This window comes from Nocardia sp. bgisy134 (genome assembly GCF_057708325.1).
On record NZ_JBYIRW010000001.1, the window covers coordinates 761971 to 784967 of the forward strand.

Annotated in this window: 16 protein-coding genes and 2 pseudogenes; 8 read left to right on the plus strand and 10 right to left on the minus strand. The window is 65.3% G+C overall.

Annotation, left to right across the window (positions count from 1 at the left end; translation table 11 throughout):
- Nucleotides 1-69 precede the first annotated feature (69 nt).
- Nucleotides 70-1214 (minus strand): IS3 family transposase gene (locus tag AC3ERS_RS03415; protein WP_431963592.1). Its coding sequence is split into 2 segments (ribosomal slippage): nucleotides 70-938 and nucleotides 938-1214, totalling 1146 coding nucleotides; the frame shifts between segments, so codons are not numbered across the junction.
- A gap of 308 nt (nucleotides 1215-1522) precedes the next feature.
- Between AC3ERS_RS03415 and AC3ERS_RS03420 the strand changes: the two genes are divergently transcribed.
- The 5 genes from AC3ERS_RS03420 (at nucleotide 1523) to AC3ERS_RS03440 (ending at nucleotide 7494) form a co-directional block, all read left to right on the plus strand.
- Nucleotides 1523-3286 (plus strand): hypothetical protein, encoded by a 1764-nt coding sequence (locus tag AC3ERS_RS03420; RefSeq protein WP_431963329.1) that lies wholly within the window; start codon nucleotides 1523-1525, stop codon nucleotides 3284-3286.
- On the plus strand, nucleotides 3283-4041 hold the full coding sequence (locus AC3ERS_RS03425) for an ESX secretion-associated protein EspG (protein ID WP_431963331.1): 759 nt from the start codon (nucleotides 3283-3285) through the stop codon (nucleotides 4039-4041). Before AC3ERS_RS03420 ends, AC3ERS_RS03425 begins: the two co-directional genes overlap by 4 nt.
- A gap of 101 nt (nucleotides 4042-4142) precedes the next feature.
- Nucleotides 4143-4451, plus strand: coding sequence for a hypothetical protein (locus tag AC3ERS_RS03430; protein ID WP_431963333.1), 309 nt, complete (start codon nucleotides 4143-4145; stop codon nucleotides 4449-4451).
- The gene (locus tag AC3ERS_RS03435) at nucleotides 4451-6796 is read left to right on the plus strand and encodes a TPR repeat domain-containing protein (RefSeq protein ID WP_431963335.1); all 2346 of its coding nucleotides are present in this window, start codon (nucleotides 4451-4453) and stop codon (nucleotides 6794-6796) included. The genes AC3ERS_RS03430 and AC3ERS_RS03435 overlap by 1 nt, the downstream gene beginning before the upstream one ends.
- Nucleotides 6796-7494 (plus strand): hypothetical protein, encoded by a 699-nt coding sequence (locus AC3ERS_RS03440; RefSeq protein ID WP_431963337.1) that lies wholly within the window; start codon nucleotides 6796-6798, stop codon nucleotides 7492-7494. Before AC3ERS_RS03435 ends, AC3ERS_RS03440 begins: the two co-directional genes overlap by 1 nt.
- Nucleotides 7495-7539: 45 nt before the next feature.
- Here the strand turns inward: AC3ERS_RS03440 and AC3ERS_RS03445 are convergent, their stop codons facing one another.
- From AC3ERS_RS03445 to AC3ERS_RS03475, 7 genes are all read right to left on the minus strand, one after another.
- The gene (locus AC3ERS_RS03445; RefSeq protein ID WP_431963339.1) at nucleotides 7540-8163 is read right to left on the minus strand and encodes a DUF3558 family protein; all 624 of its coding nucleotides are present in this window, start codon (nucleotides 8161-8163) and stop codon (nucleotides 7540-7542) included.
- Complete coding sequence (locus AC3ERS_RS03450; RefSeq protein WP_431963341.1) at nucleotides 8160-8549, minus strand: hypothetical protein; 390 nt, start codon at nucleotides 8547-8549, stop codon at nucleotides 8160-8162. Before AC3ERS_RS03450 ends, AC3ERS_RS03445 begins: the two co-directional genes overlap by 4 nt.
- A 295-nt stretch (nucleotides 8550-8844) precedes the next feature.
- On the minus strand, nucleotides 8845-10143 hold the full coding sequence (locus AC3ERS_RS03455) for an AAA domain-containing protein (RefSeq protein WP_431963343.1): 1299 nt from the start codon (nucleotides 10141-10143) through the stop codon (nucleotides 8845-8847).
- Complete coding sequence (locus AC3ERS_RS03460; protein WP_431963345.1) at nucleotides 10143-11627, minus strand: hypothetical protein; 1485 nt, start codon at nucleotides 11625-11627, stop codon at nucleotides 10143-10145. The genes AC3ERS_RS03455 and AC3ERS_RS03460 overlap by 1 nt, the downstream gene beginning before the upstream one ends.
- 237 nt (nucleotides 11628-11864) lie before the next feature.
- Nucleotides 11865-12950 (minus strand): hypothetical protein, encoded by a 1086-nt coding sequence (locus AC3ERS_RS03465; protein ID WP_431963347.1) that lies wholly within the window; start codon nucleotides 12948-12950, stop codon nucleotides 11865-11867.
- Nucleotides 12947-13744 (minus strand): hypothetical protein, encoded by a 798-nt coding sequence (locus AC3ERS_RS03470; RefSeq protein ID WP_431963349.1) that lies wholly within the window; start codon nucleotides 13742-13744, stop codon nucleotides 12947-12949. The genes AC3ERS_RS03465 and AC3ERS_RS03470 overlap by 4 nt, the downstream gene beginning before the upstream one ends.
- A 193-nt stretch (nucleotides 13745-13937) precedes the next feature.
- On the minus strand, nucleotides 13938-14186 hold the full coding sequence (locus AC3ERS_RS03475; protein WP_431963351.1) for a hypothetical protein: 249 nt from the start codon (nucleotides 14184-14186) through the stop codon (nucleotides 13938-13940).
- A 331-nt stretch (nucleotides 14187-14517) separates the two neighbouring features.
- Here AC3ERS_RS03475 and AC3ERS_RS03480 point away from each other — a divergent pair, with 331 nt between their 5' ends.
- From AC3ERS_RS03480 to AC3ERS_RS03490, 3 genes are all read left to right on the plus strand, one after another.
- Nucleotides 14518-14925 carry a hypothetical protein gene (locus AC3ERS_RS03480; RefSeq protein ID WP_431963353.1) on the plus strand — a complete coding sequence of 136 codons (408 nt, stop codon included), beginning with the start codon at nucleotides 14518-14520 and terminating at the stop codon, nucleotides 14923-14925.
- 368 nt (nucleotides 14926-15293) lie between these two features.
- Nucleotides 15294-16394 carry a hypothetical protein gene (locus AC3ERS_RS03485; RefSeq protein WP_431963355.1) on the plus strand — a complete coding sequence of 367 codons (1101 nt, stop codon included), beginning with the start codon at nucleotides 15294-15296 and terminating at the stop codon, nucleotides 16392-16394.
- A gap of 17 nt (nucleotides 16395-16411) precedes the next feature.
- Nucleotides 16412-17380 carry a hypothetical protein gene (locus AC3ERS_RS03490; RefSeq protein ID WP_431963357.1) on the plus strand — a complete coding sequence of 323 codons (969 nt, stop codon included), beginning with the start codon at nucleotides 16412-16414 and terminating at the stop codon, nucleotides 17378-17380.
- Between the two features lie 313 nt (nucleotides 17381-17693).
- Here the strand turns inward: AC3ERS_RS03490 and AC3ERS_RS03495 are convergent.
- Nucleotides 17694-21715, minus strand: a pseudogene (locus tag AC3ERS_RS03495) (TIGR02680 family protein).
- Nucleotides 21712-22964 (minus strand): annotated as a pseudogene (locus AC3ERS_RS03500) (TIGR02678 family protein). The pseudogenes AC3ERS_RS03495 and AC3ERS_RS03500 overlap by 4 nt, the downstream one beginning before the upstream one ends.
- Nucleotides 22965-22997 lie beyond the last annotated feature (33 nt).

Genomic DNA, 22997 nt, shown 5'->3' on the forward strand with positions numbered 1-22997 from the left:
CGTCTTTCAGTGAGCGGTCCCCGACGACGAGACCACCCAGGAATAGAGCCAGGTGATTTCGTATCGTGTTCAGTCGGTCCCGCAGGCCATCGGATGATGGGTGTGGGTGCAGGCCGCAGCGTACTCGGCCGGGGTCAGATAGCCCAGCGCCGAATGCCGGTGCCGCCGATTGTGGTCGACCTTGAAATCGCCGATCACCACCCGGGCCTCGAGCAATGTGGTCCAGTGGTTGCGGTTCAGGCACTCGGTCCGCAGCCGCCGGTTGAACGATTCGACGAAGCCGTTGTTCCAGGGCGTGCCCGGAGGAATGTAGGAGATCCCGACCCTGTCGGCGCAAAAGCGTTGCAGGGCACGGGAAATCATCTCCGGACCGTTATCCATCCGCAGCACCCTCGGCGGGCCGCCCGCCTCGGCGAACACCTTCTCCAGCTCGGCGACGAGCCGGTCGGCGGTGATCGACCGTTCCACGAGGTGCAGCAAGGATTCTCGGGTGTGTTCGTCGATCATCGACGCGATCTTCACCGCCCGACCGTCGACCGTCGAGTCGAACTGGAAATCCAACGCCCACACCACCTTCGGCGCATCGGCCTCGACCGGCGGGGCCGAGGAGACCCCGGCTCGTTTGCGGGGATGGTGTTCGCGGACCTGCAGGCCCTCCTCGCGCCAGAGACGGTGGACCTTCTTGATGTTGACGCCTACACCCTCGTCGAACCGCAGGACGGCCCAGGCACGGCGGAACCCGTGCCCCTGATGTTTGACCGCGTACGAGCGCAGCCACGCACGCAAACCGGCATCCGGATCGGTCGGAGTGTCCTTGATCGGCAGCCGCCGATAGGTCGACCGATTCAGCCCAACGACCTTGCACGCGAACCGTTCCGACACGCTCTTCATAGTGCGAAGCATGTCCACGGCGCGGCGCTTGGCTGCTGGGCTCAGAATTTTCCCCGTGCGATCTCCCGCAGAGCGTCCTTCTCCAGCTCGGCATCCGCGAGCAGCCGCTTCAGGCGGGCGTTCTGCTCCCGCAGCTCCTTGAGCTCTTTCGCCGCGTCGGTGTCCACCCCGCCGTACTGGCGGCGCCAGTTGTACAACGTCGCCGTCGACACCCCGATCTCCGCGGCAACCTCCTCGCCGGTCTTACCGGCGGCGGTCAACTCGTCGGCACGGCGCAGCTTCCGCACGATGTCCTCCGCGGAGTGCCGCTTGCGTCCTGCCATGTCCCTCAGTGTCCCTTCTCGGCCCTCACCAGGCCAAACAAGGACTCTAATACCGAACGGTCTCATCTATGGGGGACGGCCCATCAGGTCGTCGATATTGATGCTTGCCTCTCGACGCAGACCAGGCGGGGGTCCTCATAACGGCGGTCGTCCTGGACGCGGATCACGCGGCTGAGGACAGTTCAGCGGACCGGCTCGGGCATCCGAGGTGTGCTAGGCTCCGCCCACCAATGGGTTTAGGGGGATGCCATGGTCGTTGATCTCAGATTCGCGGGCCGAATTAGTCTGTGCGGCAGCGGAGTCCAGCGATGACCAACCCTGGTACGTCTTTCGTGACGGACATCCTCGGCAATCCGGTGGCGGCCCTTCAGCAGAAGGCCACGACCTCTCAGCAGAACGCGCTGAAGCAGGACCAGGAAATCGGGGTCGGCCAGGTCGACGCACCTTATGTGACGAATCAGGAAAATCCTCCTGAGACGATGACACACCAGGAGATCTGGGATGCGGTGAACAGCATCGACAAAGAGGCGATGTGGAAACTGGTGACCGCCTGGTCGAATGCGTCCACTACCGCGACGATGCTATTCCAGATGCACCGCATGGCACTGACGCGTGCGATGCAGGACAAGTGGGAAAGCGCGGGCGCGGATGCCGCACGCCAGGCATCGGAACGCTTCGCGAAGGCTGGTGAACAGGCCGGGGAGATCGCGCAATCGGTCGGCCTGCGTTTGGACTCGATGTACAACGCCGCCGTCGCGCTGGCTGCCGCAGTGCCTCCGGTACCGACCAGCGCGGCGCCGAACCCTGACAATCCGAACGAGTCGGTGCTGCCTGGCCTTACCGGCGGGGAGAAGGACCGTTCGGACACCGAGGCGGCGACCAACGCCCGAAATGAGGCGATCTCGGCGGTCAACCGGATCTACCTGCCGATCTTCCCACCTGCTGGTGAGAACGTCCCGACCTTGATCGCCCCGCCGTCGATCGGAAACGACGACCCAGGGACACCGAACTCCGGCGTCCCGAACAACCAGCCGTCGGCGAATACCCCGAACCCGAATAACGGCAACCCGACTGCTCCGTCTCGAGAGCAGCCTGTGCAGAACCCGAGCGAGCCTGGCAGCACGAAGCCCGCCAACGCCACCGACCAGGCGAGCACGAACCCGGCGGGCACCACCCAGCCTCAATCGACCTCGCCGGCGTCGGTGAACCAGGGCAACCCTTCCTCGCCGACATCGAATCAGCCGGGCGCTCTATCGAATCCAGGAACCACACCCGGGACTCCCAATCAGAGTCCAATCGGCAGCACCCCCGGTCGCCCAGGCTCGAGCACCACCGCTCCGGCACCCCGGCCGGGCATGCCAGGAACGTCAGTGCCGGGGAACCCGAACTCGAGCACACCTGGATCCGGTGCCGCGGGCAATTCCGCAGCCTCGCGTGCCGCTTCAGGTAGGCCAGGGACGATGGGACCGATGGCGCCAGGAGCAGCGGCACGGCGTAAGGATGATGACGCTCAGACTCGCGGCGTTCCCGACTATCTGAAGGGCGTCCAGTCGGAGCTGGCTGATCTGCCGCCAGCGCCATCGGGTGCGATCGGTAGCGACTACGACGCCTGGACCAGCCCCGGTGGTGCGGCCACCCCGAGTGCGTCCGTAACCACATCCGCCGCGCCCTATCACCCGGCCTCCGCGAGCGCCGCACCGACGACGCCGAGCGCCGCGAGCGAGGGTGAATCGCCGAGCGCGCAGCGCCGTGCACCGGCACTTCCAGTCCGATACTCCGACGGTGACGAGCTCCCAGCCGCACCCTTGTCGACCCCCGCGTCGTCCGCTACCGCGCCGGTAGCACCACGGGCAGCGGCACCACCACCGCCGCCCAGCATGGCCGCTCCGTTGCCCACACCGCTTGCCGCCACTGCCCCCATCGCCGAAGATGCCGGGGCGGGGGCCGGGACGGACGGCCAGCCAAGCGATGGTGTGGAGGCCACGCCCGAACCGGAGGACTTCAGCTTCTCCGGGGAAGGTCCGATCATGGACGACGACGAGCCCACCGACCTCCCGGGTGCTGGTCGGTGAAGACTCGTACCGTATGGGATTTCACTCCCGATGAGTTCGTATGGATCTGGGCCGAGACCGGGCACGACTATCCGTACCCCATCAGCATCATCGAAAGCCCCACCACTCCAGACGAATACGCGAATCGCCGCGCCGAGATCAGCGCCCGGTTCCCGCATCGCGCCGACCCGGACCTCACCGGCCCGCTACGCGCTCTGGCCGACCCAGACCTGCGTCTGATTTGTACTGGCAAGTCGCACGGCTCCCATAAGCGGGTTCGTACCCTCGCCGCTGCCAGCGCCAACCTCGGCGTGATCCTGTTCCAAAAATCGGGCAGCACCGCCGAGTTCGGCGGCACCATCAAACTAGTTGTCACGCAACGGCACCTGCTCGGCCGCCATCTTGCCGCGACCATGCCCCCCGCCCAGCCCGGTGCGATCGCTCCGATGCTCGGCTACACACCACGTGTCCGTGGCGAGCAACCACCGGCCTCGTGGGGAATCACGGTCGATGGCCAACAGCCCGTCGAGGAACGTATTCGAGCTCTCCTTCGTGCGCCACGCACGGCCGATGGACATCTATGTATCGAACAGCACCTCCAGGCTCGGCACCCGCATCCTCGGATCTACCTGAACTGGATCGACGTTCGAGACGACCACCCGGCCGCTGGCCGCTATCTGATCTCGGTAGACGACAACGACACCTCGGTTATCCCTGCCAGCGAGGACGTTATCGCTGACCAGCTGTACCGCAAGGCTCAGCTCGACCACCTGTAGGTCAGGCATGCACTTCTACTATCGTTCGCCACAGAGGTTTTGGCCTATTTGCCGGTGCCGTCTCGCGCAGCCGGGCCGTTTGTTGAAGGGGGCAGCACGCCGTGCTCGAAGCCGACATCCAGGAACTGAAGAACCTGGCGACCACGCTCGATGGTGTCGCAGCCGAGGTCGACAAGATCGATGTCCGAACGACCGGCGACCAGATCGCTGCCGCCCTGCCCGGATGCTCGGTCGGCGGCGTGTGTGCGCAAGCGGGTGAGTTGACCGAGGGCGCGTGGCTGCGCGTGGCGCAGCGTATCCAGAAGCTGTCCGGAATTGTCCGGCAGAGCGCGGAGACGTTGACGACCACCGATGACGAGTTCAAGAAGAAGCTCGACACTATGGACTTCACTGTGCGGGGGGATCGCTGATGCCGACACGACCACAAGTCACCGACTGGAAACCCTTCAAGCTCTCCGAATGGGCCGCCGAGATGGAGACCGATACCCAGGGGTACGAGACTCAGCTGGCTCGGATGATCACCCACTTCACCGGCACCACCTGGTCCGGCAAAGCACACGATGCTGCCGCAGACCGATTCACCGAAGAACGCACTCAAGGCTTGCGGCTCGTCCAGGAGATCAAAGACATCGCCAACGCCCTGCGCGCGGCCGATACACGGCTGTCCGATGAACGCGCCACTCTCCTCGGCCGCGTCACCGACGCCGAAAACGATGCAGAATGTCCGCTGCCCCTTGTCGTCACGGAGAAGTGGGTGGTTTCCGCCAACGCCAGCGGGTTCCACCTCTCCGGTGAGGACCAGCAGAAGGTCAAAGACCGGGTGCTACACCACCAGGGCTTGATCAACGCCGCCTACTACGCCATGCAGAACGCGGCGAGCGAAGCCTCCGCAGCCATTTCCGCTGCCGCCCAGGAGGTCCGCGTCCGCGGCGACCTCATCGGCAGCGGTCTCGACGCCGAAGTCGCTCCCTCCGACGCTGGCAAACTCGGCAACCAGGACGGATCGAAGCTGGCGGAGTGGGCCAACACCCCTGAGCACCAGCGCAACCCGGCATTGCTCGCCGAGGTCGCCAACCAGCTCCCCACGCACGCGCTGACAGATGAACAGCTGAAGATCCTGTCCGAAGGCGGCGAGGTCGACACACTCCCGGCGTCGGTGCAGGAGTACTACAAGGAGCTCTACAAGACTGGCGGCAAGGAGGGCATCCTCGGCCTCAGCGAATACCTCCAAGAGCAGGAAAAGGTCGGAAACCCCGAGGCCGCAACACAACTCGATTCCCTCGCCAACGGCCTCATGGTCATCAGCAACGAAGACATCGGCACCGGACGCGGCGACGACGGGAAACTCACCGGCACAGGCAACTACGAGAACGTGCCCAAAGAGTTCCGCGAACTCCTCGAAGCCAAACGCACTGATATCAACCCCATCGGCACCGACCCCAGCAAGGCCCAGTCGCCGACCGTGCTGCTCCAGCAACAACATGAGGACACCAGTGCGCTCGCTGCACTACTCAGTGAGTCCAATCCCGGATACGAGCCAGGTACCCAGCTCGGCACCAAGATGTATGAAAAAGCCGCCGACATGGTGCAGGACCAGTACACCTGGAACGACCGCGACGAAGCAGCCGCAGCGTTCGCGAACCTCGGTGGACGCAACGACGACTCCGCACACCAGATCTGGACTGGTGAGGGAATGGGCGACAAGTACGACCGGGACGAGACCGTACGCACTCTGCTCGGCTACGAGAAGTGGCCCGACGAGGGCAAAGGCGCCTCGACTCTGATCGACCGAATCACCGAAGAATCCCAGCTCCCGGCCGACGACCCTAGATACAAGCGGGCCCAAAACGATCTGGCCGAGATGAACGCCGTCCTCAACCCCGACAACGAGACTTTCGAGAAGATGAAGAAGAGCTTCTCCGAGAACGATGAGCTCTCGAACGCGATGAGCCGGGCCGTCGCCAACAACCTCGAGGCCGTCAGCTCGCCCGGGAACCAGCAGGGGTACTCCTTCAAGACCGATGTTTACGACGGGAAAGCGCTCTGGCATGCCGAGACAGCCGACAGATTCCTCCAGCTGAGCAGTTTCACAGAGGAATCACGGCTCAACCTGACCACTGCGGTCGAGCAGTACCACCAGTCCCAGCTCACCCAGGCGTTGAACGGGGATCCGAACGACCTCGCTGGAGTTCTTTCAGCCAGCGATGTGGGATCTTTGACCGGCCGAATCGACTCAGCCATGATCGAATCGCTCGTCTACCAAGACAAAGAAAAAGGCGATGCCATAACCAATCCCGAGGATGCCGTGTACAAGGCCAAGATGATGGGCATCGGCCTTGCCGGCGGTCTCCTGGATGAAGGGATTGGCAAGATCCCTGGTGCGACCACTCTCGGCGGCATGATCGGGCTGGAACCTGGCGAGCTGCTGAGCGAGGGGTTGGAAGAGTGGATCAAGCCTGATTACGAATACATGGAACGACCGCCCAACTCGACCCTGTACGCCGACGCGCACAAGAACGCGCAAATTGCGATCTTGAATGCGGCATTCGACGCCAATCAGCTGCCACCTACGCTTCACAATGGCGGTCAACCATTCAGTATTGAGGCAATACAGGCGGACAGAACAATGTGGTCCGATTTTACTAGATTCCTAAACTCGCACGGACTCAATCAGTATCTAACCGACTACGGCCAGTCGTATTCGATGCATAATGATCAGGCAAATGCGCCTGGTGACGATAAGGAAGGCAAGTGATGCGAGCCGAACTCAAGGCCGCCATTTCTGGCTTACTTGCGGTGATGCTGACTGCGTGCGGCGGATCGGATGGCGACAAGCAATCTAATCCGACGACTTCAACGACGATCCCGTTTCCGTATCCCCCTGAGCAATCTTTCACAGACGTGGCGGTCCCGCTGGATGAGAATTTGAGGGCTGCGGCCGAGTTCGCCCTTGAGATGAGAGCTGACCTTTTCTCCTTGCAGGACGAGCATGAATGGGATAACCGCCATTCCAAGTACAGGAGTCGAGTCGACCCTGAAGTATTCGTACCTGAGAAAGAGGCCACCCCGCCCGGCTGGGTCGACACCACCGGTGGGAATACCCTGCGGGTAATTAGCGCCAAAGACGTAGGCAATGACACCATCGAAGTTGTAATCTGCTCATACAACGTTCCAGGAAGGTACATTTTAAAGTGGAATGGGAAGATCGATCCGCCAGATCCAACCATTGGCCTGTACGGACTGACTCGCCCCCGCATTCAATGGACCGATCGCCCAGCCGCTGATGGCTCGGTTTCCGCTGGGCAAAGGTGGCTATTGGTGGACGATGGCATAGACCTGAGCCCGAACGCGCCACGCAATCTCGCTCAACAGGTATGCGAGCCGTTCAAACCGGAACCGTTCGTGCAGAAGATGCCTGACCCGACAACGACCATCGCGACACCTACGCGCTAGGCGGATCGCTACGACGCTGGGCCAACTCCCGAAACCGGCGAGCCCTCACCTCGGTAGGTCACTCTGAAGCTTCTCGGCTACTACGCGCACACGAACGCACGGGTCACCGGGATCGCGATCGACGTATCCAAATAATGACAGGTTCAGCACGCCAACCGAGGAATCCATCGCTAAGAAGCAGCCGCCCTGATAATCCGACTCTGACAGCCTGTAGGTCATGGCGGGCTGACCGCCGATCGTGTATTCCTTCATTGTCTGCCGATACCGGTCACCAAACTCCGTCATGCTGATATTGGTCGCGTACATGTCCAACGACCACGTTCGACGTCCCTCGGCGTTCTTCTGCTTGAAGTTGCAGCCGAGGAATGTGTAGGTATCCCCGGCCAGCTCGGATTCGGACCTGGCCCGGGACTTCGGGTCGAAGCCCATCTGCTGGATCACATCATCGCCGACATCGACGCAGGGGTCGAAGGTCACGGCTGGGCGACCATTCATGTTACGTTGCGCCGGAGCTGGTGAAACGGGAACTGCGACGCTAGGTCGAGTTGAGGATGGGCTACTACTGGCTGATGCCGAGCCGCCGTCCCCTGATCCGCCGCCGCACCCGGTCACCAGTGCGGCGGCAGCGCCGATCGCCAACATGGCCTGCGCAAGCTCGACCGATTTCACTTTTCCGCTCCGAGATACTGAGTGGCAATCTCTTGCGCTCTGGCATACTTCGAATCTGCCTCGTCAAGGCGATTCCCAGCAATTAGGTATGCCTCTTGGAGACGAATCGCTCCCTCGATCGACTGGACGAGAACCTCGATGTACTGCTCGGCTTTGCCAGCAAAGCCTGCTGCCAGCTGCTGTGTAGACGGGAAGCCTCCAAAGCCGGATATGTTAGCCGCCGTCCGAACACGTTCGAGCTGCTCCTCCAACCCGCGGATAAGGGTGTCGTAAACCTGCACAACATCAGTGACTGCCTGGGGATCGAACTTGATGGAGCCGCTCTGAGCGCCTTGTTTGAAGGCTGCGATGTCGGCCTGCCCGTAATCGAACGCAGTCTTTGCCACGTTTCCCCCTTCGGAGTGCTTATGCGAGAGGCTACCAGCCCGAACACGGCAGGACGTCTCGCCACTGCTGGCCGCGACTCCAAATCCACACTCGCACCCTCGCAGAAGGCTCCGAGTCCGAGTGCATACCGCTCCACGGGCAGTGTGGGCCAATCGGCCAAGGGGAACGTCTCGACGACAACTTTGCGTTTGTCGGCAGCGGCGGCGACCTGGGTGGCGATAGTGGAACGATCGCACTCGCCGATAGCGGTTAGGAGATCGGTGGTCGTGTGGCCTCGCTGAGAAGACATGGGCGTCAGACGTTTGCCGAGACGCGATGGTGGGACAGGTGGGTGAGAATGGCCTGGTTGGCTTCCCAGCCGTCCGGAAACTTCACGGGAACGCCCAAGTGCACGGGTTCGGCGGAGGGGTGGGCGTCGAGGAGTTCTGGAATGCCGGCGCGGCCGACGAGGATGCAGGCGTGACGGTGACGGGAGGCGAGGACACAGAGACGTCCCGCTTCGAGGTGGAATGCACTGGCGTCCCGGCGGCCGGACAGTGGGTGCAGGACCACGGTGACATCGTATTCGCGGCCTTGCAGGCGGTTGGCGGTGTCCACGGTGACCGATTCGGCCGGGGTGCCGCGCAGCGCGGTGCGCACGGCATCGGCCTGGTCGCGGTGGGCGGTGCCGACGGCGACTCGTTCGGCCGTCACGGGGCGGGAGCCTTGTTCGGAATGGGCTGTCGCGCTGCGTTCGAGTACGCGGCAGGTGATCTCGGCGATCGCGCGGACGGCTTCGCTGTCGGTGCGCAGGGTGTGGCGGGCGGGCAGTTCGTACCAGCCCCAACCGTGTTCGGCCGCTTCGTCGAGCACGTCGTCGATCGGGCTGCGCAGCCCGGAAGCGGCGAATTCCATTCGGCGATCGTGGATTCCGGTACCTGCTCGAAATTCGTTGAAGGGGTAGAACGCTTTCGAGATCACCGGCGCCGCGGTCGCGGACAGCCGCCAGGACACGGGCAGGCTGTGCACGGGGATGTCGTCGTTGTTCGCGAGCATCACGCTGACCGCGCTCATCGTGGGATCCCAGTCCAGGCCTGCCCACCGACCGACCTCGACGGTCGCGAACGGATCGAGCTGACCGGGGTCACCGACGAACAGCCCGTGGTCGAAGCGATTCGCGATGCGCAGCAACATATCCGATCGCATCTGATACGCCTCGTCGACGATCGCGTGCGGCCAGCGCCCGTCGTCGATCGTCGCCCATTTGGCGGCGGTGCCGATGAGAATGGTGCTCTCGGTGAGGTCCGCGATCTTCTGGCCGACGGTCACGTTCGGCCGGTCGATGCGATCCGGCTTGAGGTACCCGGTGCGGGAGAGCCTTCCGATACGCAGCGCGGGATCGGCGGTGGCGAGGCGGTCGATGAGATCGTCGACCTGCTCGTTGGTCTGGGCGACGACGATGTGTTGCCCACCGGATTCGGCGAGCTGTCGCGCCGCACGCACCACGAGCGTGGATTTGCCCGCCCCGGGCGGTGAATCGACCACGACCGCGCGGTGCGAGGTGTCGGCGAGGTCGGTGAGGATGCCGTCGACGGCCGCGTCCGCTGTTCGCATCACAGTTCCTCGATGGGTTCGGATTCCGGTGTCCACTCCGGCGGCGGGCCGCCGTGTGTCCACGGAGTGTCTTCGCGGGCAGGAAGCTTCGCGGGCGGCCCGCCACTCCCGATCTTGAAACCGGCGAAGCAGACGATGGCGCCGAGATCGGGGACAGACCCTGGACGGGCGACCTTCCCGGTGCCCATCCCACCGGACAGTTCCAGCACGATGTAGTCGTGATCGCCCTCCACCGGCAACACCGTTCCCGTCTGGGTGGGATTGCCGACGTTGCAGAACTCGTCGCCCTCGGCCGTGACGATCGGATCGGCGGTGCGCACCTGCAGAATCGGTCGCAGCAGGGGACGATTCTTCTCACTCATCACCACACGGGCCGGATCGACACCGATCACGGTACCGACGAAAGCCGTTCCGGCCAGCCGATGTTCGAGCATGGCCCGAGGATCATCGAAAGCCTTTTCCGCCTCGTACTTTTCGAGCGCCCGCTCGCGATCGAGCAGTTTCCGCACGGCCGACACCGCCGAATCCCGCCGCGCTTGCGGCACACCTTCGGCCACCGATCCGGCGAAGTAGGAGAACGACCCGACGTCCTCGTTCCACCGCCGGGCGACTCGAGAACCGGCCGAGAGTTCACGTAGCAGCGCGAGCCCCTGCCACATGAGCTGCCAGGTCGGCTCGACCTGGGCGTGCAGAGCGCGCTCGATACGTCGTGCGGCAAGGGATTTCGCCTCGTCGTCCTCGGCGGTGTCGTAGGTGGCGATGAGCGGGGCGAGCTCTTCGTTGTCGAAACCGGGGTCGGTGGCGGGACCGGCGGGCGGCACCGAGAGCGGGTCTTCGGCCCGCGCGGCGGCCTCGGCGCCGGTGCTGCCGGGCGTGGGAGCGATCCACCCGAGCAGCGCGGCGAGGTTGGCATCCTCGAGGGCGGATTGGCCGGTAGCCCAGTGCGCTGAGAGCACCGAGGTGAGGGGGACCAGCGTGCTGGAGCCGGGATGCTCGGCGCGATCGCAGAACCAGGTGAGCCAACGGCCGAGCAGCGGGATCGATTCGGGGACAGGGTTGTCGCCCTCGGTTCGGTGAAATCGCACCGAGCGGCCGAGTAGCTTCAGGAACCCCACCCCGCCCGAGTTCGGCACCCACAGCTGAGGTGCGTCGAGGCACCGTTGGTAGGTTTCGCCCGACTTGGTGGTCAGCTCCTCGGTGTTCTCGGCGTAGGCCGCGAGGTAGGGGAGCACGAGTTCGGCGAGTTCGGCGAGGAAACGTAGGCGCAGCACCCGGTCTCGTGGCTGCGGCACGGTCAGCAGTGTCGGTGCGGCGGGGTCGGTTCCCACCATGACCGCCAGCGGTGCGGCGGCCTCGCCTGCCAGCTTCAGTGGCACCAGTACCAGCGGATTGTCCGACAGGTGCGTGTGGCGCACGTCGGCGATCGGTTGGGCGCGGCCCGCGCGCATGGCGTGCAGGCGGGCGAGGGCGGTCAGAGCACTCATGTTCGAGGCTCGCCGTCGCTCAGCGTCAGCACGCGTTTCACACACCAGCGAGCGATGCACTTGCTCCGCTTCTTGATTGGTTCGCTCACGCCTGCTCCTCGCTGACGCTCGGCTCGGGCATGTGCGATGCGCGCGGGCACATGATTCGCTCACTTCTTTCGCTCATGCCTGCACCTCGCCGACGCTCGGCTCCGGCATGTGCGAAGCGCTGATACACAATTCGCTCACTCGGTGCACTCATCCCGCGATCTCCAGCCGAAGCCGGTCGGCTTCCCGCAGCATTCGGGTGATGTCAGCGAACTCGGGCCCGAGATCGCGCGAACCGTCAGCGACGGCGAGCACGGTATCGATGTCGTCGAGACCGCCGAGGTCGTCGCAGACACCGCGGCCGAGTGCATCCACCGAGCCGTTCGCCCGCGCGGCGTCGCGGCAGGCGAAAGCCAGCTCGCACGACGACATGCATTCGGGGGCATAGCGGGCAGGGATATCGGCGATCGTCTTCGCCAGGTGCTCGCCGGGCGCGAACGACGCACTCTCCGGCAGGGTTTCGATCAGCTCGCTGATGGCCGTCAGCCGCGACAACTGACGCGAGATGACCGCGATCTGCTTGCGCAGGTCGACAAGCTCGGCGGTAGGCCGGTTGGTGAAATTACTGGTGCAGACCAGGATCACATTGTGCGACACAAGATCCGGTGATTCGCCGATCTCGGTCATGAGTTCGCGCAGCGCGATGACGTAGACGGCGGACTGCCGCGCCGCGGCGGCGACCTGCACCGGATCGGCCTGCCCGTCAACCACGGGGAACGACTTGATCTCCACCACATGGAAGCGACCGCCGATCTGCAACGCGACTACGTCCGGCTCCAGATAGGCAGGGGCGCCCGCGATGTCGAGCCGCAGCATCGGATGGTCGAACAGGGTGCCCTCGCCGGAGCTGATCGCGTGCGCGAGCAGCTGACGGGTCCGCTTGTAGCGCACGGCATTACCCGCGTTGTCACCGACCGAATTCAGGTCGTGATAGCCGGCCTCGGGAAGGGGGAGGTTCAGCTTGTCGCGCAACAAAGCGAGCAGCTCGGCACAGCCGTTCTCCTTCACCATCGCCTCGAACGCGTTACCGCGCGTGATCGCGAACTGCGACTGACCGAATCGGGGTGGAAAACCCAGCTCCCTGGCGATGGCGGCCTTGTCGGCCGCCGCTGCGTCCAGCAGCGCGCGCCGCGCGCAGCCAGGGTTCGCCGTCAACGCCGCGATGGTGCGGGCATTGTGGCGGCACGCCGGCGCTGCACCTCGCAGCTCATCCAGCCGTGCCGAAAGTGTGTTCATCCCACCTCGTTTCGTCTGCCAGCCACACCGAGCCGGACACCGAATAACCGGGAGGCCTCGTCGAGCTGCTGATCCGCGCGTCGCGCGGCCTCGGCGCGGCGGCGGGCGTCCTCCTCGCGGTGGACCGCGAGCTCCCTGGTGGCGGCGTCGATCACTGCGCCAGGGTCGATGGTGTCAGGCGAACCCTGCACGCCGGGAACGGAAACCGAGAGCTTCCACAACACTCGTCGTGCACCCGGTCCGCTGTCGGGCTGAGCGGCGATGTGTTCGGCGAGCCGGATGGTCGCCGTGAGCAGATCCACGCGCGGACTGAGCGGCCCGATCATCCGCTGCGCCAACGGCCAGGAACTCACCGCCATCAGCCCGCGCGCCGGGGCGAGGTGATCGGCGGTGAGGGCCGCGCAGATGTAGTACGGGCGCGTGAACGGCGAAGCGCGGAACGACCGCTCCTCGTCGCGGCGCAGGCTGGTCAGACGCATGGGAGCGATCCCGCCGGAAAAGAACGATTCATGGACCGCCAGAACCAGTTTCGGCGACGCAGGCGCACCGATCAGCGTAAGTGCGCGATGGACGTGCTCGCGGATCGGCATTGCGTCCGATTCCGTTCGCTCCGCGGGCGCCTCCGCCTGCGGCGCTTCAGCGCCGAGGACGGCCGAATCCCAAGCGTCCTCGGTGCGCCGCAACTCGGCCCGAAGTTGCCGGGCGCTCACGCGATCCCCGGCGGTCACCGCACGCCGAACCTCGGCGCGCAGCTCGGCGATACGCGCTTCGAGTTGCTCCGCGGTGTCGGTCACGGCGCGAGCGTATCCATACATTCCAGTGAAGTCCAGTATTTTCCAGTATTTGCCCGCAGGTGGCGGGCGGTGTCGGCGGCAGTGCCGCCCGCACCGTATCCGCCGGGGCCGACAACTTGATTCCTCCGGTGTGCGAGGAGATCGCCGTATCGGGTGTGCGGGGTGCCCGCGCCGGGGCGGGCACCTCTTTCGTTCACTCGCAGCCGATGCCGTTGCCGTCGCGATCGAGTCCGTACTCGTCGGGTCCGATGACCTGGACGCGCCCGGTGTAGACGGGGCCGTTCCCGCTACCGCCCTCGCAGTCCACGTCGCTGACGATGGGTAGGCACGGGATGTAGGAGGCGTGGCAGTTGGAGGGGGCGGCGGTGGCCGTCTGTGGGGTTGCGAGAGCGAAGCCGAAGGCGGCGATCGCGGCGGAGGTGAGGGTGACGATGTACTTCATTGTGCTCCATCCAGTTGTATTGCGGACGACAGTCTGCCACGGACCTGAACGCGAATTGCGCAGTACCAGACGGCAATTCACTTGCGATCACCGAGGAAATCGGTGTGCTTGCTTTCGTATCGAGGGCTCGTCGGCGACGGAGGCGTATGGGTTGTCTGAAATTTGTCTGTAGCGGGGGCTACCGCGGCGGTTAGTGGTTATGGAGTGTGAGAGCTGCCTCGCTCTGTCGGCGGGCCTATGTACGGCCCTTCGAAGAGGCAGTCGACCTAGCTTGTCGTAAGTGATAGTCGGAGATGGATGGGAAATTGTGTGGCCATAGAGAGGGCGGATCATGAGCGCATTCCATGAGATATTCTTGCGAGCTGAAAAGAGTGACGCAGAAGCAATTCGGGATATCGGACTAGCAGCTGGCGCCAAGCTGAATCTCGATGCTTCTTCGGACGATGCAATGATTCGCCGGGCTATTGTCGAATACTGGGTTGTCGAGGTAGAAACTTCGCATGGTTACGAGGATGACTTCGGAATCCCATTCTCGGAATATCCGATCGCTATAACGATTCGCGACCTCGAGGGAGATAAGCAGCGAGAAGAATCAGCTGCCCGCTCGATCTTCGATAATCTGGCGAGCGTCGGCGGATACAGTCAGTTGCTGGTATTCGACCTGCAGAAGCTCCTGGCCGCGTCGGGCAACCATTATCCTTTTTCGGCTGTATCTACCTTTAAGCAACTGCGGACCTGACCGAGGTGCCGTTGGTCGATGAGATCGTCGATACCGAACTCGCTGTGGACGATACCGAACTCGCGGCGGACGGTGCCAACGACGGTTCGAACCGCCTCGGAGAATTCGGCAACTCAGGCTCTCGATCACCGATGAGCTAGGCGTGGTCGGGTGGCCGGGCTCGCTGTGGCAGATGATCCACCGGCGCCCAGGTCGGAATGAGGCGAACTTTCTTTGATCCGCAAATTGTCCCGGACGTGCGACAAGGAGTTCGCCGGTCGCGAGTTGAGACTGCGAACCTTCAAGTGCTGCAACGCACGGCGGAAGCAGCGAACGGGCCCGCCGGTATGCTCTGTCATCGAAATTGACATAGCAGGGGGGATCTCGACATGAGCGGCGGCTGGGCAACTCGGCGGACGGTGACAGCGCTGGTACTGGGTATGGCGGCGCTGGCGGCGTGTGCGCCGCCTCCTCCGGACGAACCGCTGCGTAAGCCGGCGCCGCCGAACAGGCCACAGGCCGCCTATGGCGTGATGGTCCCTTCCGGCGACTTCCAGAAACTGCAGGTCGCCGATCAAGTTCGTGCCGTGGATCCCTGTGGGCTGATCGACCGTGAACGCCTCGCCGCCCGTGGTCAGATCGCCACGGTGGGGCCGGATTTCGCGTTCGGTGACTGTGCGGTGGGTGTGGCGCTGCCCGAGCGGGCGCGGCTGCTGGCCCGTGTGAGCATCGACTTGTCGGTCGGCGAACCGGGCTCGAAAGACACCGAAACCCGCCAGATCGCCGGGGAGACAGTGCTTGTCGACGGCATCCGCAACGACCACCTCCAGTGCGTGTATCTGGTGCCGTTGTACTTTCCCGCCTCACCACCGGCGGCCGGGGCCGCCGTACCCGATGTCATCGAGGTGCCTGCGGTGCAGTATGCGCGGGTCACAGCGTTCATGTTCAGCCCCGACCGCAATTGCGGGATCGCCGACGAGGTGACAGCCTCGCTGCTGGGCGCGGTCAAGGAGAACCGGCTGCCACGCCGTGACCAGGCGACGGTGCGGCTGCCGCTGGCCGAGCGAAGCCCCTGTGAATTGATGTCCGAGCTGCCGACCGGATTTTCGGTGTCGAAGTTCGACGCCGAGATCGAACCCTACGAATGCTATTTCACGGTTAAGGGTGCTGAAGCGGGGCCGAGCGGCAAAACTGTCAGCGTCAGCTTCCAGTTGGACGATGCCGACAACGCGCTGCTTCCGATCCGCGATCAACGACTCATCGATGTCGGCGGTCACCCCGCGCTGCGGGAACAAGACGTCATGACGAACTCCTGCAGCCTCGAGTTCCCCGTCGGTCCGGTCGTGGATTCCTACCTTCCCGGCACGCGCGCCAGCCAGTCCGAGATCGACGGCTCCCGCAAACAGGTCATCGCGCGAGTGTCCGCCGCCTGCCCAGTTCTTGACCGGCTGGCGCCCATCGCCGCCACGGCCTTCGGAGCCAACCGATGACCCGCTCGGCGGCAATCATGACTGCACTGAATGTCGTACTGGCTGCGCTGCTGGCCTCTGGATGCGCGAGCACCGTCGACGGCGCCGCTGTGCCCGTCGACCGCGGATATCGCGCCAACATCACCACCGAGGTCGCGCGGGAGAGGTTGAGCGAGCACGACCGCATGCGACGAGTGGACCCGTGCGGGTTCATCGACGAGGCATCGGCTACCTCGATCGGGCGTGTCGCCTACTTCGGGCCTGGGCTCGACCAGGACGGTTGCGAAGTGCGGTTCGACCGCTTGACCACGCCCAAACGGATATGGGCACTGAGGATGACCATCACGGTGATCCAGGACGGGTCCGGACAGGCCACGAGCTTCGCCGGGCGCAGCGCGTCCGAAACCAGCCTCGACGGGATGTGCAGCATCGCACTGGACTATCAGGGAGAACGGGCCTTCCACTACACCCTCGACAGCGAGGACGGCTCACCGTGCGAGGAACTACGGGCGATCGTCACCGCCTCGGCCCCGCTGCTCGACATCAACCCCCCGCGCGCCGAATCTGCGAAAATGCCGAAAACCAAAGCCTGGACATTGGACCCGTGCGCGGCCCTGTCCACGACCTTTCCGGCCGAGCAACGCTTCTACATGACCGGCCTGCCCAGTAATCCATTCGAGTGCGATTTCTGGCTCGGTAACCGAGCTGAACCCGGAGATGTCAACAGGCACAAGATCACCTACTCCCACATCCACCAGTCCCAGGTCACCTTCATGGCGCCCGCGGATCGCCGCCTGCGGATCGTTGGCGTCGATGCCAGGGAACACAGAGGGGAAAAGGACTACTGCAAGATCACCGCCTTCGTCGGCGCGAACAACCCATTTCCCACCACCGACTACTACGGCAAGCCCGAACCACTGGTCGAGGCGGTGGAGGTCACCGGCACAGGCTGCGACAATGTCCGCCGCCTCGCCGCCGAAGTCGTCAAGAACTATCAGAAGGGCTGAGGCAGCGCCGGCCTGACGCCCAGACGGCGAGCGACGTTGCTCGATTGACTCCGCTGCGCTTCGCCGCTCAGCATGGTTCGCCGCAGTCGTCTGCCGCCTCCTCACGGGCAGCCGAGTGAACGCCTTTACCGAGAAGGGATGCCGCCGATCCAAATGGGTGACCACCGCCGCAGCGGCGACTGGATCGAACCTGCCCGCATCCTTGCGGGACATCGTCACCATCACTGACTGGCGAATCCGCGCGGGCTCGGCTTCGATCCCGAGCCCCACACATCGAGCACCGCTTACGGCTGCGCCGACGGCAGCGCCGTGCTCACGCTGGCAGTAGCTCGTCCCCATTCCACGTGAACCTCGCCGTAGTCACTGCGTCCTGCCCATCCCCGGTGATGATCTGGTGGATTCCGATACCGCTCAGCTCCGAGTATGTGCACCATTCGTGGTCCGACGTCAGCACCAAGTCCAGGTCCAAAGCCGAAAGCAGCGCGAAGATCTGGCCGCGGTTAGCGGTGTCCACGCCCACGAAGACTTCATCGAGCATGATCACGCGGGGTGCGCTGGGTGTGGATTGGTAGTGGGCGGCGACCGCGGCGAACAGGGGGAGGTGCAAGGCTATCGCCTTCTCGCCGCCGGACAGGGCGCCGTGGAGTTTCTTGGTCAGCTCTTGGAAGCCGTCACCGGAGCCGCGGTCGACCTTGACGATGAATTGGTGCCATTTGGTGTAGTCGAAGACCTGGGTGAGCTGTTGCTCCCAGCTGGTGGCGGTGTCGGCGGCCTTGGCGGCTTCGATGCGCTCACGCAGGAATCGGTGCAGGGATTCTCGGTCGGTCTCGGTCAGTCGCGCGGGGTCTTTGAGCAATAGGTCGCGCGCGGCCTTGGTGCCGGGCGGCAGGTCCTTGCCGACTTGCCATACGAGTTCGACCGCGACGTTGGACGCGGTGCGCACCATACTGAGCCGGGCGTTCATGCCGTCCACGAGCTCGTTGGCCTGCCGGATGCGGGCGGCCAGGTGGCGGCGGGTGTCGCCGGTGAGGGTGTGGTCGAACAGGCGGCGTTCGTGTTCGGTGATCTCGTTCTCGGCCTGTTTGGCTTCGTCTTCGATGATGCGCAGTAGTTCGGCGCAGCCCACGCGCACGCCGTCGATGATCGCGGCGAATACCTGGACCTCGCCATCGGATTCGAGATCGAGGTCGGCGCGGGTGCTCAGGGCGGTGCGGCATTCGTGGACCGAGTCGGCGAGTCTGCGCATCGCCTCGCTGATGTTCGTCGGTGAATGGGGGATGGTCGGCCAGGCCGCCGAGATCATCCGGGCGGCGTCGAGCGTGGCCCGCACGCCCTCGGATGCGGCGAGGGTCGCGCGGAATTTTGGCAGATCGGAGAATCGGCCGTCCTCGGGGAAGGTGCCGCTGGCCAGGTGCCGAAACCGCAGCGCGAATTCGTCACGGGTCGCGGTCGCGGTGTCGCGGGCCGCCAGGTCGGTGGTGCGCTGGGAATCGAGCTTGCCCAGCCGGTGCGCGAGATCGGTCAGGGTGGCGCGGTCGGTTTTGATCGAATCGTTGAGTGCGCGGACTCGTACGCGCACTTGATCGATCCGGGTCAGCGTCTCCTGGTAGTCCTGCCCGGCGGATTCCTCGATCGCCGCGAGTTCGGCTGCGGCGCGGCGGTATTCGTCCGCGGCTGCGGCGGCGGTCTCGGCGGCGGTGGTGGCGTCGGCCGCGGACTGTTCGGCGGTGGCGGTGGCCGTGTCCGCGGTGCCGCGGGCAGCGCGCAGGTCGGCGTGGGAGTCCAGCCACGCACCGGCCTGACCGGCGAAATTCTCGATGGCCTCGACGACGAGTCCCAGCGCGGGACGGTCGGTGGGCAGCCCGGTCTCGGCGGCGGCGACTGCCAAGGCGTGTTGGGTTTTGCGCACCTCGCCCTCGCGGGTGGTGAGTGTGGTCGCGCGGTCGCGTACCTGCGCGTCGGCGGTCGACAGCGCCGATTCCGTTCTGGTGAGCTGTTTCTCGGCCGCGTCCACTGCGGTGAACCCCGGCAGGTTCGCTCGCTCGGACTCGATGAGTGCGCGGTGGGCGGCGCAGTGGTCGAGTTGTTCGCGCAGTTCGTCGAGGCGGCGGTCGTGTGCGGCGATCTCGGTGAGCAAGCGCTGGATGCGGGCCTCGCGGGCCTTGGCTCGGGTCGATGCTCCGATGAAGGCGGGGTGGTCCTTCGACCACGAGCCGGTCACGGTGGCCAAGCGCCAGGCGCCGTCGGCGGCGACGGCGTCGCCGGGCAGACGTTCACCGAACGCGATGCTCGACAGCAACCGGTGCACTTGCTCGGGCGCGACGTCCGCGCAGGGCACCGGGACCAGCACCTCGGCGAGCGAGCGGCCGGGAACCGGTTCGACCGCTGCAGGATCGGCGAACAGATCGTGGCCCGTCACCTCGCCGCGTGCACCGACCCACGCGTCGAGCAGCCCGCAGGACTCCAGCGCGCTTCCACGCCCGCCGCGGTGCGGGGCGCGAGACCGTCGGCGAAATCGATCAACTGCCACAGCGGTGCGCCGGGACGTCCCGTGCGGTCCGCGGTGCGCCAGTGCGGTGGCTCGGGTGGGATGTCGTGTTCGCGGGCCAACCGATCGCGTTCGTCCGCGCAGGTGTCGCGCAGCACGGTCACGGCGTCGATCTGGTTCTGGTGCACAGTCTCTCGCCGGGTCAGCTCCTGCAGCCGCAGGGTCGCGGCGCGATTGGCCGCTTCGACCAGCGCGGGCCGGTCCTCCGCCAGCTCGGCTATCGCGTCCGGGTCGTCGAACGACAGTGCCTCGCACGAGGCCGCCCAGGAACGCACGGCCTCGCGCAGTGTTTCGAGCTCGGTTTCGAAGGCGCGCTCGGACTCCGCGTGTTCGTGTTCGGCCGCGAGCAGTGCGGCGCGAGCCTTGTCGAGGTCGGTTTCGGCGTCGGTGCGGCGTGTGATGGCGTTGTCGTGGCGCGTGAGTACCGTGAGCATGTCGTCGACCTGGCCGCGCTTGGCGCGGACGGCGGCGCTGAGCAGTATCCGGCTCTGCCGGGAACCCGGGTCGGCGGCGAGCTCGTCGTGGATACCGGTCATGCCCGCGCGGCGAGCCGACTGCCCGGCCTCGATTCCGGCGGTGGCCACCGTGCGTTCCCATTGCTCGACGGCCTGGAGTGCTGTGGCGTGCTTCGCCCCATCCCGCTCGGCCCGGCTGAGCAGCTCGGCCGACTTTGCCTCGGCGTCGGCGGCCCATCGCCGCGCTTTCGCGGTCTCGCGGCGGCGGTCGTCCAGTACGAGGCCCTTCTGGTAGGCGGGCGACTTGATCAATCCCTCGCGCTCGCCTTCGGCGACCGACAGATCGGCTTCCGAGTTCCCCACGCGCTCAAGGGTTTCCAATTCGAGCGCCGCGATCCGCTCGTACTCGGCCGCGGACGACTTCGCGGCCTCGGCGAGTTTGTCCATCTCGGTGGTCGCGGCGCTGAGGGTCGCGGCCGCGGAACGCAATACCCGCTGCGCGTAGGTTTGTTGCTGGCGGGCCAGCTTTCGGGTGGCCGCCACCTCCTCGCCCAGGCGGGCGAGTCGTTCGCGCTGGGCGTCGAGACGCTCGAATCCCTCGGCCAGGTCGGCGATCTCGTCTCGATCGAGCGGGGGCAGCGCGCTGGACAGCAGCGACGACAGCAGGGCCGGGTCCAGCCGCTGCGACAGTTTGGGTGTGCGCAGTTGCAGCAACGCGGTGATCAGCGCGTCGTAGCGGTCGGCTCCCATGGACGGGAACAGGGTCGAGCGCACCGCCGCCCGGTAGTCCGCGGCGTTCTCGTGCACCGTCCCCTGCTCACCGAGCCGCTCGGCGAGGGCCGCCTTGGTCAGCGGGCGGTTCGCGTCGGTCAGTGCGAGGGAATCAGGTGCGTCCGGGTCCGAGACGCGCAGCGCGGTGGTGAAGTAGTCGGCGTGCACGGTCGTCGTCCGTGAGGTCGCTTGCAGGCGCGCCCCGCAGGTGAACCACCGGCCCGGTTCGCCGGGGAACCGGAACTCCAGCCACACGTACCCGACTCGGGTGGCTCCGGAAGCGCCTTCCCCCATGAGATTCCAGTGCATGGTTCGCTCATTGGTGCCGAAGGTGGACAGCCGGTTCGCCCGCAAGTTCGCATCGAACAGGAAGGGCAACAGCAACTCGAGCGCCTTGGACTTGCCGCTGCCGTTCGGTCCGCGCAGCAGCAGACGGCCGTCGTGGAATTCGAAGATCTCGTCGTAGTAACGCCAGACGTTCACGATGCCCGCCCTGGTGGGTGCCCATCGCGGTTCCCGTTCGGTGGTGGGAACGAGGTTCGGCAATGCGGTGACGGTCATGAGGGGTCCTCGGAAGCTGTGGACGTGCGAATACCGGTGACGCGGTAACGGGCGGCGGCAGGGAGAGGCACGACGAGGCCCGATGCGTGGGTGCGGACGAGTCCGAACGATCTCAGTACCACCAGTGCGTCGGCCACCAGTTGCCGAGCGCCTTCCTCTCCCTGATAGGTCCGCGCCCAACGTGGGAATTTCGTCAGCAGGTCGGCGGCGGCGCGACGCAACTGCTCGTCAGTGGCAGGACCGGACATCGTATCCAGCAGGAGCAGGGCGGCGACCTTCGCCGTCGCGGCATCGTCGGGGAAACGGGAGTCGGTGGCGATGCCTTCCGGATCGACGAACAGCACACCCTCCGCACGTTCTTCGAGCACGAAACCACCCTGGTCGGCGGCTCTGCGCAGGAGTTGCCTGCCGGTCGGGGACGCCAGATAGGCGCGTTCGTCGGCGGTGAGATCGTCGAAATACACGACCGGGTCGTCGACCAATCGGCGGAACACACTGTGCCGCAACCACAGATTGCGCTGAGTTTCGGAGATGCCGGAGGTGTCGGTGTGTTTGCCGGGGTCGCTCGCGGGCCCGTACCGGCGCTCCCGGACCAGTTCGGCCAGTAGTTCGTCCACGCGCAGAGGTACTTCCGACGCCGGGATGCCGAGCTGGGATGGTCCGGTTGGCGCGGCGAGCAGCCGCAACAACAGTGTCGTGTCGACACGGAAGAGGACTTTCGCGGAATCGGAATCCACATAGGAGTCGGTGACGCCGTCGATCACCTGGAGACGCCGAACGACTCCAGCAGCCGCAGGACATCCACGAACGCCATGCGGTGGGTGCGTGCGGCGGAGTCGAAGCCGGCGAGCAGCGGGTCCTCGGCGGTGGCGGCCCGCACGCGGCCTGCCAGCAAGCCGATCGTCGTCACCGGCGCGGCGAAGAGCTCGGCGGCGGTGACACACAGCAGGACGTAACGCAGTCTGTCGAATTCGGCTCTGCCGGATCGCATCCTGCGAGCCGGTCGGGTCGGGTCGAGTGCCGCGCGCACCTTCACCAGCCGGGCGTATCCCAGGCGCGGCTCCACAATGAGCGTCCATCCGCAGTAGTAGTCGAACCACTTCGCGATCGGATCGCGCCGCCGACGGACGATGTCGAACAGCTCCGGCGCGTCGCGCTCCACGATCAGCGGAGCGGCGAGCAGTTGCCGCACGCCGCGGGCGACCTCCGTGCGTTCGGCGATGACCATCTGATTGGTGAGGTCACTCATCCGCGGCCCTCCGGCGTCGTTCGCCTGGTCCGG